This window comes from Pseudomonas sp. PME37.24/025 (assembly GCF_055556615.1).
In genome coordinates this window covers 173,522-191,237 of sequence record NZ_JBVHNK010000002.1, presented here as the reverse complement: position 1 = coordinate 191,237, position 17,716 = coordinate 173,522, and the positions used below count along the sequence as shown (strand labels likewise).

Genomic DNA, 17,716 nt, shown 5'->3' with positions numbered 1-17,716 from the left:
ACAACAGACAAAACAAAAACGGCCGCTTGTCATCACTGACAGCGGCCGTTTTGCGTTACGCGGTACGAATCAGTTCAGCACCACCGCGCCCACTTTCTGCAGCTTGCGACGGCGAGCCACAAACAACCCGGCAGCCACTACCAACAAGCTCAACAGGCCGGTCGCGAGGATCTCCACGCGGTGGGCTTCCTGGAACAGCATGATGGTCAGGGCCGCAACGATGAATATGATCACCGCGTAGGTCAGGCCCGGGAACAGCCACATGCTGAAGGCGATTTTTTCACCGCGAGCCATACGCTGCTTGCGCATACGCAGTTGCGAAATCGCGATCACCAGGTACACCAGCAACGCGATGGCGCCAGAGCTGGCCAGCAGGAATTCGAATACAGCGGCCGGAGCCACGTAGTTGGCGAACACTGCAAGGAACGCAGCGGCGGTCGACAGCATCACGGCCCAGTAAGGTGTGCCGCTGCTGTTGGTGCGCTGGGAAACGGCCGGTGCATCGCCGCGTTTGCCCAACGAGAACATCATGCGCGAAGCAGTGTAGAGCGCCGAGTTCAGGCAGCTGGTTACCGCAACCAGAACCACGATATCAACGATCAGCTTGGCATTCGGGATACCCATGCGCTCCAGCACGGTCTGGTAGGAACCGACGCTGGCCAGAATCGGATCATTCCATGGCACCAAGGCCACAACGATGAAGATGGAGACGAGGTAGAACAAGCCAATCCGCCAGATGACCGAGTTGGTCGCCTTGGAAATTTGCTGGCCAGGGTTCTTCGATTCCGCGGCCGCGATGGTCACGATCTCGGTACCCATGAAGGAAAACATGGTGGTCAGAATGGCACCCAGTACCGCGCCCATGCCATTTGGCAGGAAGCCTTGAGTGTCAAACAGGTGCGACACGCCGCTGACCTGGCTGGTAGGCAGGAAGCCGAAGATCGCCAGAATGCCAAGACCGATAAAACCGATGATCGCTACGACTTTGACCAGCGCGAACCAGAACTCGAACTCTCCGTAGTTCTTCACACTGAACAGGTTGGTCACCGTTAGCAGCAACGTGATCACCAAGGTGAAGGCCCAGATCGCCACATTCGGGAACCAGGCATGCAGGATGGTTGCGGCAGCGTTAGCCTCCAGCGGGATGACCAAAACCCAGAACCACCAGTAGAGCCAGCCGATGGTGAAACCGGCCCAGTGACCGATCGCGCGATCGGCATACGTCGAGAAGGAGCCTGTGTCTGGCGATGCAACGGCCATCTCGCCGAGCATTCGCATTACCAGAACCACCAGAGCACCGGCGGCCGCATAGGCCAACAGCACGGCCGGGCCTGCAGCGGCGATGGCATGGCCGGAGCCGACAAACAGCCCGGCACCGATAACCCCGGCGATCGACAGCATGGTCACATGACGCGGTTTGAGCCCCTGCTCGAGGCCGTTGGAGGAGCTTTGGCTACTACTCATTAAGACTACCTTTGCAAGTAAAGCGATGACGTCGGCCCCGTCTGACATTCCTTCTCGTAAAAAGAATCCAACATGGCGTTTCTTATTCTGCACGCAATAATTACGCCAAAATGTTTCACGCACCCGGGATACGGGGCCTGTGGGCGAATCGAGCAGTCATCGCAAGTCATTGAGATTAATGGCATTTCGCCAGAGCGTTACCCTGCCACCCACTTCAAGAACCAATCGGCGCACCGGAAACACACCAAATAATTCGTGCTCGCACAATAAAAGTGCAGATCAGGAACGTTTGTCCGGTTAGCGCTTCCAACACCCCGCCAAAGCTGGCAACATCGCGCCTTTTTTTCGACAGCCCCGCGCTTTTTAATTTAAAAGCAGTGTTCAAACGGCTGTTCGGTTGTTGATGGGGCGACAGTCTGCTGTGCCGATGCGACAACCTGCCACATGCCACCCGTTTACCGTCCGTAGCGCTGTTGGCTGCCATTCGAACGCTATGCTAGCTTGGCCGCCTCGCCAGGAAGGCCACCAACAGCAGGAGCGAAAACACTATGAGGAACGCACATGGCTGAGGCCGCGCCCGCGCTTGAAATCCGCAACTTGCACAAACGCTACGGACAGCTTGAGGTGCTCAAAGGCATCTCGCTGACCGCCCGCGACGGCGATGTGATCTCGATCCTGGGCTCCTCCGGTTCCGGCAAGTCCACGTTCCTGCGCTGCATCAACCTGTTGGAAAACCCGCATCAGGGCCAGATCCTGGTAGCCGGCGAAGAACTCAAACTCAAAGCCGCCAAGAACGGCGAACTGGTCGCTGCCGATGGCAAGCAGATCAATCGCCTGCGTAGCGAGATCGGTTTTGTATTTCAAAACTTTAATCTCTGGCCGCACATGAGCGTGCTCGACAACATCATCGAAGCCCCGCGCCGCGTGCTCGGCCAAAGCAAAGCCGAAGCCATCGAAGTCGCCGAAGCCTTGCTGGCCAAGGTCGGCATCGCTGACAAGCGTCACGCCTACCCGGCGCAACTTTCCGGCGGCCAGCAGCAACGCGCGGCCATCGCCCGCACCCTGGCGATGCAGCCCAAGGTGATCCTGTTCGACGAACCCACCTCCGCCCTTGACCCGGAAATGGTCCAGGAAGTACTTAATGTCATCCGCGCATTGGCCGAAGAAGGCCGCACCATGCTGCTCGTGACCCATGAAATGGGCTTCGCCCGTCAGGTTTCCAGCGAAGTGGTGTTCCTCCACCAAGGCCTGGTAGAAGAACAAGGATCGCCGCAGCAGGTGTTCGAAAACCCGCTTTCGGCACGCTGCAAACAATTCATGTCCAGCAACCGCTAACGGAGCTACCCGCATGCAGAACTACAAAAAAATCTTCCTGGCCGCTGCTGTCACCCTGGCCTTCAGCGCCGGTGCCGCCGCCGAGACCTTGAAGATGGGCATCGAAGCGGCCTACCCGCCGTTCAACAACAAAGATGCCAGTGGCAATGTCGTCGGCTTCGACAAAGACATCGGCGATGCCCTGTGCGCCAAGATGAAAGTCGAGTGCACCGTGGTCACGTCCGACTGGGACGGCATCATCCCGGCCCTGAACGCCAAGAAGTTCGACTTCCTGATCTCTTCGATGTCGATCACCGACGAGCGCAAGCAAGCGGTGGACTTCACCGCACCGTACTACTCCAACAAGCTGCAGTTCATCGCACCGAAAAACGTCGACTTCAAGACCGACAAGGCTTCGTTGCAAGGCAAGGTGATCGGCGCCCAACGCGCGACCCTGGCCGGCACCTGGCTGGAAGACAACATGGAAGGCGTTGAAGTCAAACTCTACGACACCCAGGAAAACGCTTACCTGGACCTGACCTCGGGTCGTCTGGACGGCATCCTGGCCGACAAGTACGTCAACTATGAGTGGCTGAAAAGCGACGCTGGCCGGGCTTACGAATTCAAGGGCGACCCGGTGGAAGAAAGCGACAAGATCGGTATCGCTGTTCGCAAGAACGACCCGATTCGCGAGAAGCTGAACGCCGCGCTGAAGGAAATCGTCGCTGACGGCACTTACAAAAGCATCAACGACAAGTACTTCCCGTTCAGCATCTATTGATTCTGACCTGCCTGACCGGCGCCGTTCGCTGACGGCGTCAGTCCTTGGCATTGCCTGCCGCGATTTGAAAAGAAATCCATGATTATCGACCTCTACGGATTCGGCCCGGCGCTCGCCGCTGGTGCGCTGATGACTGTGAAACTGGCACTCTCGGCCTTGTGCCTGGGGCTGGTGCTCGGTCTGCTCGGCGCCTTGGCCAAGACTTCCCCATACAAGCCGCTGCAATGGCTTGGCGGCACTTATTCCACACTGGTTCGCGGTATCCCGGAATTGCTCTGGGTGCTATTGATCTACTTTGGCACGGTCAACTTGATGCGTGCCTTGGGCGAGTTCTTCGGCAACCCCGACCTCGAACTTAATGCCTTCGCCGCCGGCGTGATTGCGCTGGGGCTGTGCTTCGGCGCCTACGCCACGGAAGTGTTTCGCGGTGCGATTCTGGCGATCCCAAAGGGTCACCGTGAAGCTGGTGTGGCGCTGGGCCTGTCGAAATTTCGCATCTTTACCCGGCTGATCATGCCGCAGATGTGGCGCATCGCCCTGCCGGGCCTGGGCAACCTGTTCATGATCCTGATGAAAGACACCGCACTGGTCTCCGTCATCGGCCTGGAAGAAATCATGCGTCACGCACAAATCGGCGTGACCGTATCCAAGCAGCCGTTCACCTTCTATATGGTGGCCGCCTTCATGTATCTGGGCCTGACCATTCTGGCCATGACCGGCATGCACTTTATGGAACGACGCGCCGCTCGCGGCTTCGCGAGGAGCACCCAATGAACTGGGAAGTCATCATCAAATGGCTGCCGAAACTGGCTCAGGGCGCAACGCTGACCCTCGAACTGGTGGCTATCGCCGTGATCGCCGGGTTGCTGCTGGCGATTCCGCTGGGCATCGCTCGCTCGTCGCGGCTCTGGTATGTGCGGGCATTCCCCTACGGCTACATCTTCTTTTTCCGTGGCACACCGTTGCTGGTTCAGCTGTTTCTGGTCTACTACGGCCTGGCGCAGTTTGATGCGGTGCGTAACAGCTCGATGTGGCCGTATCTGCGCAGTCCGTTCTGGTGCGCCACCGTGACCATGACCCTGCACACCGCGGCCTACATCGCCGAGATCCTGCGCGGTGCGATCCAGGCGATTCCACCGGGCGAGATTGAAGCGGCACGGGCGCTGGGCATGTCCCGGGCCAAGGCGCTGTTCTACATCATGCTGCCGCGTGCTGCGCGCATCGGCCTGCCGGCCTACAGCAACGAAGTGATCCTGATGCTCAAGGCCAGCGCCCTGGCCAGTACCGTGACCTTGCTGGAACTGACCGGCATGGCCCGCACCATCATCGCCCGCACCTACCTGCCGGTGGAGATCTTCTTCGCCGCGGGCATGTTCTATCTGCTGATGGCTTATGTGCTGGTTCGTGGCTTCAAGCTGCTGGAGCGCTGGCTGCGCGTCGATGCCTGCCAAGGGCGTTGATTCCTGCGTGCTGACGGGCGAGGCCCTGCTCGCCCGTTTCACTGCGCTGGATGCTTTTCTGATCGAGCATCAGGCGCTGTGGAAGCCTCGACCGTTTACCCATCTGCAACTGCCTTGGGAAGCGTCCTACCCGGAGTTGGCATTTTGGCTACGCGGACGGTCGCTGGAGGATGCGGAAAGCAGTCATAACCAACCTTGCCTGCTCGATGCGCCTGAGCCGTTTGCTTCATTGGCGGCGATGTCTGCTGGACTGAGCGCGGTGGATGAATTACCGGCTCATGCTCTTGAAGCGGCAGGCCATCGGTTGAACGTGGATGTTCCGGGGCGCAAGTGGCAGCAAATCGAAGCCTTCGCCAGTCGGTTGGAATTCGCTTCGACACCGAAGCATTGGCTGGATTGGTGTTCCGGTAAGGGCCATTTGGGGCGACGCCTGCTACAAACCGGACAACAACTGACTTGCCTGGAGTTCGACCCGGCGCTGGTCGCCAGCGGCCAGACACTCAGCCAGCGTCACCCATTGCATGCGCTGCATGTCGAGCAGGATGTACTCGCGCCTGGCGCAGCCTCTTTATTGAACGCCGATCACACGCCCGTAGCGCTGCACGCGTGCGGTGATCTGCATGTGCGACTGATCCAGCTCGCCAGCGCCGCCGGTTGTAAACAATTGGCCATCGCTCCCTGCTGCTACAACCGGATCAGTCTGAACACCTATCAGCCGCTTTCCTGCACGGCTGAGCGCTCCGACCTACACCTTTCCCTCGATGATCTTGCGCTGCCGATGAGCGAAACTGTCACCGCCGGCGCTCGCGTCCGACGCCAGCGCGATACCTCCATGGCCCGGCGCCTGGCGTTCGACCTGCTGCAACGGCAACTGCGCGGCATCAATGAATACCTGCCAACCCCTTCTCTGCCCAGCGCCTGGCTGGACAAACCTCTCGCCGATTACTGCCGCGACCTGGCCGCGCTCAAAGACTTATCCACAGTTGGCGCCCCAGATTGGACTACACTCGAAACCGCCGGTTGGCAGCGATTGGCTGAAGTCCGCAATCTGGAGCTGCTGCGAGGCCTTTTCCGGCGGCCGCTGGAGCTGTGGCTGGTACTTGATCGGGCACTTTTCCTCATTGAGCAGGGTTACACCGTTCGTCTCGGCACTTTCTGTAAAACTCCACTCACGCCGCGCAATTTCCTACTCCTGGCAGAACGTCCCTAAACAGCCACAGCCTGTGGATAACTCTGTTGATGGAATTATCGTGGATCCAATATCCACGCTGCTTTACGCCTGAAACACTGCTGATCATTTTTTGTTCACACAAATAAAAAACCCGGAAAACAGGCATTTGCGGACAAATGAGAACGAGTCTACAAAATCGTAATGAACAGGCCATCGCCCCTGGTCCATTGTGCATAAGCATTTAATCAAAACGACATAACCGCCGAATACCGGACATCCCGAGCGGAAAATTGCGCCTTGCAATACCCCTTGCTATACCAGCATGCAGGGGCGCCGACAGTGCGGCCATGAACAGAACAATCTGACCGACAGGATGTAACCGTGACGTTCATTTCTTACGCACAGAATTTCGAAGACATCCGCCTGTGGCGCGCCCTCAAATACGTCGAAAACGGCTTCTATATCGACATCGGTGCCAACGACCCCACCCAAGACTCCGTCACCAAAGCCTTCTACGACCGCGGCTGGACCGGCATCAACGTCGAACCCATGCCGAACTACTACAACGCCCTGTGCCAACAACGCCCCAATGACATCAACCTGCGATGCGTGGCTGGCGAAAGCGCCGATGACCTGACCTTCTACGGCATCGCCGGCACTGGCCTGTCGACCCTCGACCCGGCCCTGGCCCAGCAACACAAAGACGCCGGCCTGGAAGTGCGCAGCCAAACCGTCAAATCCCGCACCCTGGCCTCCATCTGCGAACAACACGCCCGGAACCGCCCGATCCACTTTGTGAAAATCGATGTTGAAGGCCACGAAGAAACCGTCCTGCGCGGCATGGACTTCACCCAATGGCGGCCGTGGATCATCCTCATCGAAACCCCATGGGAACGCGACCAGACCTGGGAAACCCTCGTCACCGGCGCCGGCTACCAGTCCATCCTGTTCGATGGCATCAACACCTACTACCTCGCCGAAGAACACCTGGCCCTCAAACCCGCCTTCGACATCCCGCCATGCAACCTGGACGACTTCCAGTTCTGCCGCGGCCACAATTTCAGCCACCCCGTCACTGACCCTGAAAACCATCTCGCCGCCGCCTTGCAACGCGCCGAACACGCTGAAGCGCAGCTGCGGGCGATGCAAAATAGCCGAGCCTGGCGCACCCTTCAGAAACTCAAGAAAGTACTAGTTCGCACCTAACCGAAAGCCCGCGCAAAAATAGTCTGAATTCAGGGGTTTACAGAACCAACCCAATCGCTATAATCGTCGCCCTAACACGCCGGTATAGCTCAGTTGGTAGAGCAACTGACTTGTAATCAGTAGGTCCCGGGTTCGACTCCTGGTGCCGGCACCACATTAGGCTCCATTGCATTCCACCGAATGCTCTGGAAGCCCCGAAAACCCGCCCTTTGGCGGGTTTTTTCGTTCCATGACCCTCTGTCGGGATCCAACAAAATCCCCCTTCCCCGAGGGTATGTTAGGGGTACTGCGATTTCCCGGTCAGGAGCGCGTACCCCTATGCCACGTCTAGCGATCCCACTCAGCGACCTGCAATGCCGTACGGCCAAAACCCGCGAACGCGCCTACAAACTGTTCGACGGCGGCGGCATGTACCTTTTCGTCAAACCCAATGGCGTGAAGACCTGGCGCTTGAAGTACACCAAGCCCAGCGGCAAGGAAGGTACGCTCATCATCGGCAATTACCCCATAGTTACCCTTTCCGTCGCACGACGTAAGCGAGACGAAGCCAAGGCGTTGCTGCTCGACAACCTCGACCCAATGGAAGAAAAGAAGAAGGCCAAGATCGTAGCCCAGCGGGCGGCACTGCTTTTCGAAACCGTTGCTCTGGAGTGGCACGCCGACATGTCCCGTCGCTGGACCGAAGGACACGCAAAAACCGTGATGAGCCGACTGCGTACCCACGTCTTCCCGCTGATCGGCCAACGGCCCATCGCCGAACTCGATACCCACGACCTGCTAGAGATCACCCAGCGCATCAAGGAACGCGGCACCATGGATGTGGCGTTAAGGGTACAGAACTACTTATCCACCATCATGCGCGGGGCCAAAAGGGCTCGGCAGATCACCATGAATCCTGCACTGGATCTGGCAGGCTCGATTCACGCGCCGCGCACAGTCCATCGCCCAGCCCTCTCCCTCAACCGCCTACCCGAACTGCTGCACCGTATCGACAACTACAACGGCCGCGAGCTGACACGCCTTGCCGTCCTACTCACGCTGCATGTATTCGTCCGCTCCAGCGAACTGCGCTTCGCGCGATGGAGTGAGTTCGACCTCCAACGCGCCATGTGGGAAATCCCCGATACACGCGCACCGATTGAAGGGGTACGCAACTCCACGCGCGGGACCAAGATGAACGGCGACATTCAAATGGTTCCGCTATCGCCGCAGGTCATCGAAATACTGGAGCGCCTGCGCAGCCTCAGTCGTTTTTCAGAGTTAGTGCTACCGGGAGACCACAAATACTGGAAGCCCATGTCCGAGAACACGGTGAACACCATGCTCCGCAACGTCGGCTATGACACCAGCAAGGACGTGTGCGGCCACGGCTTCAGGACCATGGCCTGTAGCGCCCTACTGGAGTCCGGGTTATGGACCGACGCAGCCATCGAAAGACAAATGAGCCATAAGGAACGCAACCGCGTGCGTGCCGCGTATATCCACAAGGCCGAATTCCTCGAACAGCGCAGGCTGATCATGGCGTGGTGGAGCAACTACATCGACGCCAACCGCCATGGGCATGTGACACCCCACGAATTCGCTCACCCTGTCGGCGACAACATCACGGCCCTACAAAATAGCCGTGGCGCATCCAAACGTGGGTAAGCCTATGAGATCACCGTTGTCCGCCCTTCCACGCGGGTCCATCCAAGCGGGGCTGCAAAGCCGCCCTGCTTGGATGGACCTCATTTAAAAAATCTAAAGCCCACGCAAATTGTCTGTGGAAAACCATAGATTTCCACCGGTGGATAATTTCATCCACAGCCGCAGAATTCCCGAAAATTCGAGCCTTGACCCAAATTATCCACAGGCGTAGAAAAGATCGGGCAAAGCGCTGTCTTTGACAGCAACCCAAGTAGCCAGAACCTTTAAGGCTACGCCACACCGTGGTGGTTCACCCAAAGTGCGATTAGCGCCCGGCGGCTCGCACGGTCACTCACCGAGTGATGGATGCCTACTTCAGATCGTTGCCATTGCGGCAAATACATCCCCCTACCCAGCTGCCCTGCAGCAACCTTCCCGCTTGGCCATTTCACTACGCCAACCTGCGCCCGTCTCTTTCCCCCGAAAGAGACGGGCGCTCCTACCGCTGCTGCAGCCCAACTCGTACAAGGCTTTGCGGCATTCCCCCTCGTGACAATCGGCGTGACAAACACCGAAGTCACCAGCAACAGCGATGCAGATAATGGTGCCGCAGCCCAAGGAATGGACTGTACCTGACTGACAGTCAGGCATGCCCCGGTCATCGCTTCACTGCCTTCACCCGACTCAGGATCTCGCGGCGCTGGTCTCGTCAGCCAGCGCAGCCTCCACCCGCCCACTTCTTCGGAAGTGCTCAGGAGGCCAGATCATGAGATGCCCAAGCTCCCGGTCGTAAAGAGCCGCCAGTCCCGCGTTAGTGGACAACCCTCACAGGTCGCAGGGGCCTTGATCCCTGATAACACTCAACATTCTTGGCGGGATGACGTGGGGAAAGCTTCAAAGATTTGGCTTCGACAGGAATTTGATCATGGCACTGGTAGGTAAACGTGACGGGCGCAATTTTGGCTATGGCCGGCAACTGAGTTATGCCGGGCCACAGGCGCTACGTGATCTGTTTGGCGGCGGGCATTACGGGACGGTCAAAGCACACAGTGATCGTTGGCTGGCGTTTGTACGCTGGTGTCGGTCGGAGGATGGCCCGGGAATTAATGACGCACGGCAGATTGATCGGCAGACCTTGCTGGATTACGCGGAGCATCTGCGTCACCTGGTTGAGCGCAGCGATCTCGCCATCGCCACTGCGCAAAACCGATTGTCCAGCGTCAATCGGACCCTGGCAGCGCTTCGCGGTGATCAGTATTTGAAAGTACCGAGTCCGAGCAAGGCGCTAGGAATGCGGCGCACCAGTGTTCGTCGTTCGGTGCCGCAAGGCCAAGACCGCGAACATGTGAAGAGGGTCGTAGAGGTGCTTTGCGCACACCAGCAGCCGCGTGCCGCGGCCATCGCTCAATTAGCGCGAGCCACCGGCATGCGCTTACGTGAGGCCATTTTGGCCGACCTTCCGCGCTTAAAACGTGAGGCCGAACAATACGGCAAGATCAACATCCAGGATGGCACCAAGGGGGGCCGCTCAGGTGCCTCGGCACCTCGCTGGATCAGGGCGGATGATCATATTCGCGAGGCGCTGAGATTCGCCGAACAGGTCTCACCCGACGGTAGCCGCAACCTACTTGCACCGAACGAAACCTACCTCGATTTCCAACGGGGAATCGTCCGTCCTGCACGGGACATCCTCCATCAGTACAACCTCAAAGGCTTCCACGAATTGCGGGCAGCCTATGCGTGCGAACGCTATGAGCAAATCACCCACCATCCCGCCCCCATCAACGGTGGCCATTGCTATCAACTCGACCGACGTCTCGATCAGGAAGCCCGAGTACAAATCAGCTATGAGCTGGGGCACAACCGTATCGTCGTGGTGGCCGCTTACATTGGTGGTCGCGCATGAGCACGGTATTCGATATGGATCTGTTCCTGACGGGTGTCCTGACCGGGTCGCATACCACGCGCCAACGCCACCTGCGTCAGGCGAAGGCCATCCAAACAGCGATCGCTGAGCGCTGGCAACGCGACAATCCATGGACTTGGCAGAGAAAACACCTTGCGTGGTTTTTGAATCACCACCTAAACCAGCACACTCAATCGACGCGCTATTACTATTTGCTGACCATGCAATTACTCACCCATCGCTTAGGAAAATCCTGGCAGTTCAACCTCTAAACGAAGGTCAGAAAACGGCCAAAAGCTGCCCTTGACAACACCACTTTCGATTGATGTGGGCGAGCACTTAAACATTGAAAGCAAGTGCCAGGAGCGGAGTGCCGCCAGCAACGACGATTCGCCAGTTCACAAAAGCTGCACATTCCACAAGCACTTCAAATTGTTCAGGACAGCGGCGCTTGAAGCTCTGGGCATTGTCGATGACCAATGAAAGCGTTTGTCCGCTTTGAACGTGGATAGACGACATTTCTGCGCTGGGGTCATCGAGGTATGAAAGACAATCAACCCAGGCGTCCATATTGCGGCCGTAGAAGCTAGGAAAGCCGAACTTTTCTGCGAAAACACTGTGGAATGTTTGCCAGTCAGTAATCAGGTTTGCATCCACTTGCACCATTGTCAGATTAACCTTCACCACGAAAAAAAAACAGGTATGGCGGTCTCGCAGGGTGAAGTCAATTGCTGACTGCATATTTGCACAATCCAAGGCTCAATCCGCTACAAACGACGTTTCAGTGGCCGCTTCTGGCCGCAAGCTGTCATTCAAACTACTGATACGGCGATTGACGCCTGCATGTCGCACGACCATTTTGCGTAATATTCTGCGCTATTCGCGCCACCAACTGTGGCGCGTCCGTTCGAAGAGTCAGGGACTAAGGAAGCGTCGATGCTGGGAAAAGTGTGGGGATCATCGAAAAAGGTCGTCGGAGGAATCCTGTTCTTCTGCGTTGTCGCTATTGCAGGCTCGATCGGCAAGCAAGTTGCCCACGAGTGGATGATGCCGTCGGACAAGGAAATATTGGCCCAGATCGTTGCTCAAGCCGTGCAGAAGGTTAACGCCCAAACACCGAGACAGATCGATGAGATTACGCGGCTGGACAGCGTCGAGGCAGTGGGCGGGTACAAGATGAGGATGTACCAGACGTTGCTCAACTATCATACGTATGCCAAAGAATTCAACCTGAAGCAGGTGCAGGCTCTCATTACAAAGGATCTTTGCGCGAAACAGACCAAAAACGATCCTCTGCGCCTGGGCTTCGTCTGGGAGTATGTCTACAAGCAGGAGAGTGGCGTAGAGGTAGGCCGGTTTGAAATCGCCAAGAAGGACTGCTCGGGCATCTAATTGAATCGCCCCTAGTTTTGTAGGCTCCGTGACCGGCCGGTTTGGGTCGTTTTCAGTCCTTCGTGACAGGCAGTAATCGGCCAATGCCCGCTAGAATCAGCGGCGTGAAGTGTGTGTTGGGCGACATCAGGCATGGCTCCAAAGCGCCTTTCAGGTACCCGATGAGAGACGGGCGACATCGGGCGTGGATTCGGCGCCGACGCAAATTTCGCTTTGACGTCCTAGGAATATAAAGACCACGAAGGCAGTGAATAACGTGAACATCGCCAGCAGTTGCAACAAGGTGTTGAATCCTGCGGTATAGGCCAAGCGCAGCATCGTCAACGGGATTTGGCTGGCGTCAGTGCTCACGTGCTGGATATCACCCATCACCAGGCGTTGCGCGATAGTTGAATAGTCAACGGCGGACAGTTTGACCGAGGTACTGATGCTCAGATGGTGTGCGACCAGAGCCGTCAGCACCGCAACAGTGATCGCCAGGGCGACACCCTCGCTGGCCACCCGCGTCGTGTTGAAAATACCAGCGGCCATCCCCGCCCGTTCCTTGGGGATCACGCTGATCGACAAACCATCCATCAAACCCCAGGGCAGGCCTGTACCGATACCGGTCAGCAGCATGGCCGCGATGATCTGCGCGTGCGTGCCGACCGGGATCGTACTCAGCCAGTAGAGCCCGGCCGCTGCGATCACGAAACCGATTGCGCAGAGTACGCCCGCCGACAACCAGCGAGTTAGCGACGCGGCAATGATCGGGACAATCAGCATCGGGGCAGAGAGTGCCAACATCATCAGCCCCGCTTCAAAGGCACTGGCCCCTTCCACGCCGATAAACCTAAACGGCAGCAATACGATCAAGACGATGTAGCAATAGCAGGTGCCGATCGGCAGGATCTGTACACCGACAAAGCGCGGAAACAGAAATAGACCCAGTTCCAGCATCGGATGTTTCGCCCGATTTTCAACAATGATAAACAGCAGCAAAAAGACCGCCGACGCGCCAAGCAGCGCATGGACGACCGGCGAGCCCCAGCCCTGCTCAGGTGCCAAGATCACCGCCGTGGTAAACATGATCAGCAGGCCGGAAAACGTCAGCACGCCGGGCGTATCCAGACGCTGTGCTTGCGGGTCGCGGCTTTCGCGCATTTTCGGCAGGGCAAATATCAAGGAAAGGATGGCGAGCAGGGCCGTGAAAAGGAAAATTGCGCGCCAGCCCAAGTACTCGATCAGCAACCCCGATAACAAAGGACCGAAGGCCAGGCCAACCCCGAAAGTGGTGCCCAGAAGGCTGAAAGCACGAGTTCTGGCATGCCCATCAAATTCCTGCGCCAGTGCCGCCGAACCGCTGGCCAGGGCTGCCGCCGCGGCGATGCCTTGCACGCCACGCAACAGGTCCAGCCAGAAAATATCGGGGACCGCCGCCAACAGGATCGACACCAGTGCAAACAACGCCATGCCGCACATGAACAGTCGCTTGCGTCCGTAGAGGTCTGCGAGGGTGCCGGTGGCCATCAGCAGGCTGCCGAAGCTAAGCATGAAGGCATTAGTGATCCAGGCCAGTTCCGTGGGATGGGCATCAAAGGTTTGACCAATGAACGGCGTGGCCACTGCCCCGCCGGTAAAGCTCATGGGCAATACCAAGGCGGCGAGGCAAATTGCAGCCAATATGGAGTGCCGGCCATGGGCCGGCAGCGGTGCGGTAGCTGAGTTCATTAGGTGATTCCCTGCATATCTATGAAGTATCCGTGCTGTCCAGGCCGAGGCGCGCGATCGTTCGTACACTCTAGTTAGGATACAATCGAAGATAAACGGGCTTTTATTCCACTTATAGTGAACCAAAAGGATGTAATCGAGTTGTGGACAGTCTTAGTGGGGTGATCTCATTCGTAAAAACCGCCGAGGCGCTCAGTTTCATCAGCGCCGCCAGGGCGCTGGGGATTTCTGCCTCGGCCGTGGGCAAAAACGTCGCCAAACTTGAGGCTTCGCTGAATGTGCGGTTATTGCACCGCAGCACCCGCAAAGTCAGCCTGACTGCGGAGGGACAGTTGTTCTATGAACGCTGCCGCAAGATCCTCGACGATCTTCAAGATGCCCGGGCGATGCTTTCCCATGCCACACAGGAACCCCGTGGAAAGTTACGCGTCAGCTTGCCCACCATCGGTTATCGCTTTCTCTTGCCCCATATGGCGCGGTTTCGCAAAGCCTACCCGGAGATTGAGCTGGAATTGGACTTCAACGACCAATTGGTGGATGTGATCGATGAAGGCTTTGACGTGGTGATTCGCAGCGGTAGGCAGGCCGACTCCAAGCTGATGGCACGCAAGCTGGGGCCTTTTAAGTTTGTCCTGTGCGCATCGCCTGACTATTTGCAGCGTAAGGGACGGCCCGTCACTATCAGTGACCTGGAGCATCACGAGTGCTTGCGTTACCGATTTGTCACGACGGGTAAAATAATGGACTGGAGTATGTCTTCGGCCCCCCAGTTCACGCAGTTACGCCTGCCAACCGCCCTGACATTGAACAACATGGAAGCCATGCTGATGGCCGTGGTGAATGGGCACGGTATCGCATTTGTCCCGGACTTCCTGGCCCGCGAAGCTATCGCCCAGGGGCACCTGGAAACGGTGCTCGACGGGCACAGCGAAGATCAAGGGCAGTTCTGGGCGTTGTGGCCGTCCAGTCGCCATCTTTCACCGAAGATCCGCGTATTCGTGGACTTTGCTGCCGAGTATCTGTTTGCTATCCCGTCCGTCGACAGACCAGCTGTAACTCGCTCATGAAGCCGGTAATCGCTGACCGTCCGTTGAGGGTCGTTTGCAGCCTGTCGCGGAGGGCTGCAAACGACCCATTGCAGGCGATTGCAGCCAATACAGTTACCGTCAGTTTGCCAGCGCCGAGAGTCGCATCGTGCAAGATCTACCCGGTTGTCTGCGCTTGAGCATCACGCTGCGTCAATGCCTGTTGTAACCGCCAAACCACCGCTACACCAGGACAATACGTTTCAGCTTGGCGTTCAGTGCGGCGAACGCCGCTTCGGTACTGGCTTTGTGGTTGGTGATGAGCACGTCGATGCGTTCTGGCGGGCAGAAAGCGACGCGGCTCTCCACGCCAATCTTGCTGTAATCGGCGAGGATGACTACGCCTTCGGCATTGTCGGCCATGGCGCGCGCCACTTCGGCTTCGCGGTGGTCGTAGTTGCTGGCACCGCGCTGGGCGTCGATGCCGACTGGCGACAACAGCGCCAGGTCGGCCCGATAGCGGGCAATTTCCGCCACCGTGGTGCTTCCGACCGTCGCCGGCGCACGATCGTCGAGTGAACCGCCCAGTACGAGCACCTCGTTGTGCCGACCGCCCGACGCGGCGGGGTTGCGCAGTTGCAGTGCCACGGTGAACGAGTTGGTGATCACGGTCAGTCCTCCCAGCTTGGCCAACTCTTCGGCAAGGATGACGGTGGTGGTGCCCGCGTCGATGAACACTGTCTGCCCATGCGACAGCAGACTGACCGCGGCGCGCGCGAGGTCACGCTTGAACTTGACGTTGCTTTGCGCCCGCTCGGCGATGGGCGCTTCGTCCTCAACGCGGATGGCGCCGCCGTGTATCCGCTTCAACTCTCCCTGTTCTTCCAGAGCGACCAGGTCGCGCCGCACAGTCTCGCGAGAAACATTCAGCTCCGTGACGATGCGGTCGGTGGTGACGCGCTGCAAGGTCGATAGTAGTGCGCGGATCCGCTGGTAACGCTCTTCTTGCCACATACCGGGTGTCCCTGCTGTTCAAGTCGCTGTGCGAGCACGCATTGTGGAGGGGCGTCAGTCGCTGTCAAGTTTGGCGCGGCCCCAGGATCATTGAGCTGACACTGTCTGCGCGCCATATTTGTGCAATATTGAGGCAATATTGTTTTTTTGTGTATTTGGAGCTAGCCTCGTGGCCGGACGGGTTTTTCCCCTCGTCCGTATTTCGAAACACGCTTTCGCCATCGCCTCGGTTGTAACCTCTCGTCTAGAAGTAGGAGCTATGCCATGCAGCGTCGCCAGTTTCTGAACACCCTCGCCACCGTTTCCGTCGTATCTCCACTGTTGTTGTCATCCCGTATAACGCAAGCCGCCACGCCTCCGGCCACACCGAGTGCGCTGGACCCAGCGCGCTGGTCGCCGCTTAACCAAAAGCGTCTGCAAGCGGTTATCGATGAACACGGCGTCAAAAGCGCGTCCTACCGTCCTGACCAGCGCCCATACGCGGTGTTCGACTGGGACAACACCTGCATCATGAACGACTGTGAAGAAGCGCTGCTGGTCTACCAGATCAATTATTTGCAGTACAAGCTAACGCCTGATGAGTTCGCTGCTGTGGTGCGTCAGGACGTACCGAACGGCGCGTTCATGAAGGACTACACCACGGTGGACGGCAAGCCGGTCAAGATGGAAGACATCGCCAGCGATGTGGAAGCGGATTACCGCTGGTTGCACGCCAACTACAAGGGGCTCGCTGGCGACAAGAGCCTGGAAGAGATCCAGGCCAGCGAGCAGTACAAGGATTTTCTCGCCAAGCTCTACTTCATGTACGACGCGATCTGCGACAGTTACCCGGTAGAGATCGGCTACAAGTGGATTCTGTATTTCTACAAGAACATGACCACGGCTGAGTTGCAGGCGATGGCCGAGGCTTCCAACAACTACGCCATCGGCGACGCGCTGCGCAAGGTCAAGTACGAGAGTTCGCGCACATTACCGGGCAGGACCGGGGTGGTGGCCGATACCCACTTCCATGGCATTCGTATCCATGAGGAGATTCGTGGCCTGATGCACACGCTGCGCGCCAACGGCATCGACGTCTATGTCAGCACCGCCTCGATCGACGATGTGGTACGCGTGTTCGCGGGCAATCCTCATTACGGATACGGCGTGCCGCCTGAGAACGTGATCGGCCTGCGCATGGCGATGGAGGACGGCAAGTACACCACTCGCTATCAGCCAGACTGGCACTTCAATTACGGTCCGGGCAAGACCGTCGGCATCAAGAACGTGCTGGTTAAACAGAAGGGCTATGGCCCGGTGTTGGTGGCTGGCGACAGCGATGGCGATGCCTGGATGCTGCGCGACTTCAACGATACGGCGGTGGGGGTGATCGTCAACCGCATGAAGAAGGGCGAGATCGGCGCCGACAGCCAGCAGGCCGCTACCCAACTGGGCAAGCCGGGCGCCCGCTTCGTCCTGCAGGGGCGCGACGAGCACACCGGCCTGATGATTCCAGACGAGAAATCGCTCAAGTACGGTAAAGACGAGCTTAAGCTGCTGGCTTGATGGCACTGGCTCGCGGGTGGCCGGCGGCCATCCGCGAGCCGCAGTGCAACTCGCCTTGTATCTGCGGGAATGATGATTCTGCGTCGGAAAATCGGTACCGCT

Annotated in this window: 16 protein-coding genes and 1 tRNA gene; 13 read left to right on the top strand and 4 right to left on the bottom strand. The window is 58.0% G+C overall.

What is annotated here, in order from left to right; all coding sequences use genetic code 11:
• Positions 1-69: 69 nt before the first annotated feature.
• Entirely contained in the window at positions 70-1,464 is a 1,395-nt protein-coding gene (gabP, locus tag ACZ3HH_RS04085) for a GABA permease (protein WP_223488536.1), read from the bottom strand.
• Positions 1,465-2,025: 561 nt separating this feature from the next.
• On the opposite strand from gabP, the gene ACZ3HH_RS04080 reads away from it, so the two are divergent.
• From ACZ3HH_RS04080 to ACZ3HH_RS04035, 10 genes are all read left to right on the top strand, one after another.
• Entirely contained in the window at positions 2,026-2,799 is a 774-nt protein-coding gene (locus ACZ3HH_RS04080; RefSeq protein ID WP_007949059.1) for an ABC transporter ATP-binding protein, read from the top strand.
• Positions 2,800-2,812: 13 nt separating this feature from the next.
• Positions 2,813-3,559: an ABC transporter substrate-binding protein gene (locus tag ACZ3HH_RS04075; protein ID WP_465802885.1), complete on the top strand. Its 747-nt coding sequence runs from the start codon at positions 2,813-2,815 to the stop codon at positions 3,557-3,559.
• Between the two features lie 78 nt (positions 3,560-3,637).
• Entirely contained in the window at positions 3,638-4,333 is a 696-nt protein-coding gene (locus ACZ3HH_RS04070) for an ABC transporter permease (protein WP_223488539.1), read from the top strand.
• Positions 4,330-5,019: an ABC transporter permease gene (locus ACZ3HH_RS04065; RefSeq protein ID WP_123721658.1), complete on the top strand. Its 690-nt coding sequence runs from the start codon at positions 4,330-4,332 to the stop codon at positions 5,017-5,019. Before ACZ3HH_RS04070 ends, ACZ3HH_RS04065 begins: the two co-directional genes overlap by 4 nt.
• Positions 5,000-6,229 (top strand): methyltransferase, encoded by a 1,230-nt coding sequence (locus tag ACZ3HH_RS04060; RefSeq protein ID WP_465802883.1) that lies wholly within the window; start codon positions 5,000-5,002, stop codon positions 6,227-6,229. The genes ACZ3HH_RS04065 and ACZ3HH_RS04060 overlap by 20 nt, the downstream gene beginning before the upstream one ends.
• A gap of 342 nt (positions 6,230-6,571) precedes the next feature.
• Positions 6,572-7,396: an FkbM family methyltransferase gene (locus ACZ3HH_RS04055; protein ID WP_465802881.1), complete on the top strand. Its 825-nt coding sequence runs from the start codon at positions 6,572-6,574 to the stop codon at positions 7,394-7,396.
• Between the two features lie 78 nt (positions 7,397-7,474).
• A tRNA-Thr gene (locus ACZ3HH_RS04050) sits at positions 7,475-7,550 on the top strand.
• 164 nt (positions 7,551-7,714) lie between these two features.
• The gene (locus tag ACZ3HH_RS04045) at positions 7,715-9,043 is read left to right on the top strand and encodes a tyrosine-type recombinase/integrase (RefSeq protein WP_024645034.1); all 1,329 of its coding nucleotides are present in this window, start codon (positions 7,715-7,717) and stop codon (positions 9,041-9,043) included.
• 904 nt (positions 9,044-9,947) lie between these two features.
• Positions 9,948-10,928 carry an integrase domain-containing protein gene (locus ACZ3HH_RS04040; RefSeq protein WP_465802878.1) on the top strand — a complete coding sequence of 327 codons (981 nt, stop codon included), beginning with the start codon at positions 9,948-9,950 and terminating at the stop codon, positions 10,926-10,928.
• Positions 10,925-11,200: a hypothetical protein gene (locus tag ACZ3HH_RS04035; RefSeq protein WP_046040835.1), complete on the top strand. Its 276-nt coding sequence runs from the start codon at positions 10,925-10,927 to the stop codon at positions 11,198-11,200. Before ACZ3HH_RS04040 ends, ACZ3HH_RS04035 begins: the two co-directional genes overlap by 4 nt.
• A gap of 67 nt (positions 11,201-11,267) precedes the next feature.
• On the opposite strand, the gene ACZ3HH_RS04030 is transcribed toward ACZ3HH_RS04035, so the two are convergent.
• The gene (locus ACZ3HH_RS04030; RefSeq protein WP_465802876.1) at positions 11,268-11,669 is read right to left on the bottom strand and encodes a barstar family protein; all 402 of its coding nucleotides are present in this window, start codon (positions 11,667-11,669) and stop codon (positions 11,268-11,270) included.
• A 195-nt stretch (positions 11,670-11,864) separates the two neighbouring features.
• Here ACZ3HH_RS04030 and ACZ3HH_RS04025 point away from each other — a divergent pair, with 195 nt between their 5' ends.
• Positions 11,865-12,320, top strand: a complete 456-nt coding sequence (locus ACZ3HH_RS04025) for a hypothetical protein (protein ID WP_465802875.1) — start codon at positions 11,865-11,867, stop codon at positions 12,318-12,320.
• 150 nt (positions 12,321-12,470) lie between these two features.
• On the opposite strand, the gene ACZ3HH_RS04020 is transcribed toward ACZ3HH_RS04025, so the two are convergent.
• Positions 12,471-14,030, bottom strand: a complete 1,560-nt coding sequence (locus ACZ3HH_RS04020) for an MFS transporter (protein ID WP_465802873.1) — start codon at positions 14,028-14,030, stop codon at positions 12,471-12,473.
• A 143-nt stretch (positions 14,031-14,173) separates the two neighbouring features.
• On the opposite strand from ACZ3HH_RS04020, the gene ACZ3HH_RS04015 reads away from it, so the two are divergent.
• Entirely contained in the window at positions 14,174-15,097 is a 924-nt protein-coding gene (locus tag ACZ3HH_RS04015) for a LysR family transcriptional regulator (RefSeq protein WP_465802872.1), read from the top strand.
• A 201-nt stretch (positions 15,098-15,298) separates the two neighbouring features.
• Here the strand turns inward: ACZ3HH_RS04015 and ACZ3HH_RS04010 are convergent, their stop codons facing one another.
• Entirely contained in the window at positions 15,299-16,069 is a 771-nt protein-coding gene (locus ACZ3HH_RS04010) for a DeoR/GlpR family DNA-binding transcription regulator (RefSeq protein WP_465802870.1), read from the bottom strand.
• 264 nt (positions 16,070-16,333) lie between these two features.
• On the opposite strand from ACZ3HH_RS04010, the gene ACZ3HH_RS04005 reads away from it, so the two are divergent.
• On the top strand, positions 16,334-17,614 hold the full coding sequence (locus tag ACZ3HH_RS04005) for a haloacid dehalogenase-like hydrolase (RefSeq protein WP_465802868.1): 1,281 nt from the start codon (positions 16,334-16,336) through the stop codon (positions 17,612-17,614).
• The last annotated feature ends 102 nt before the right edge of the window (positions 17,615-17,716 follow it).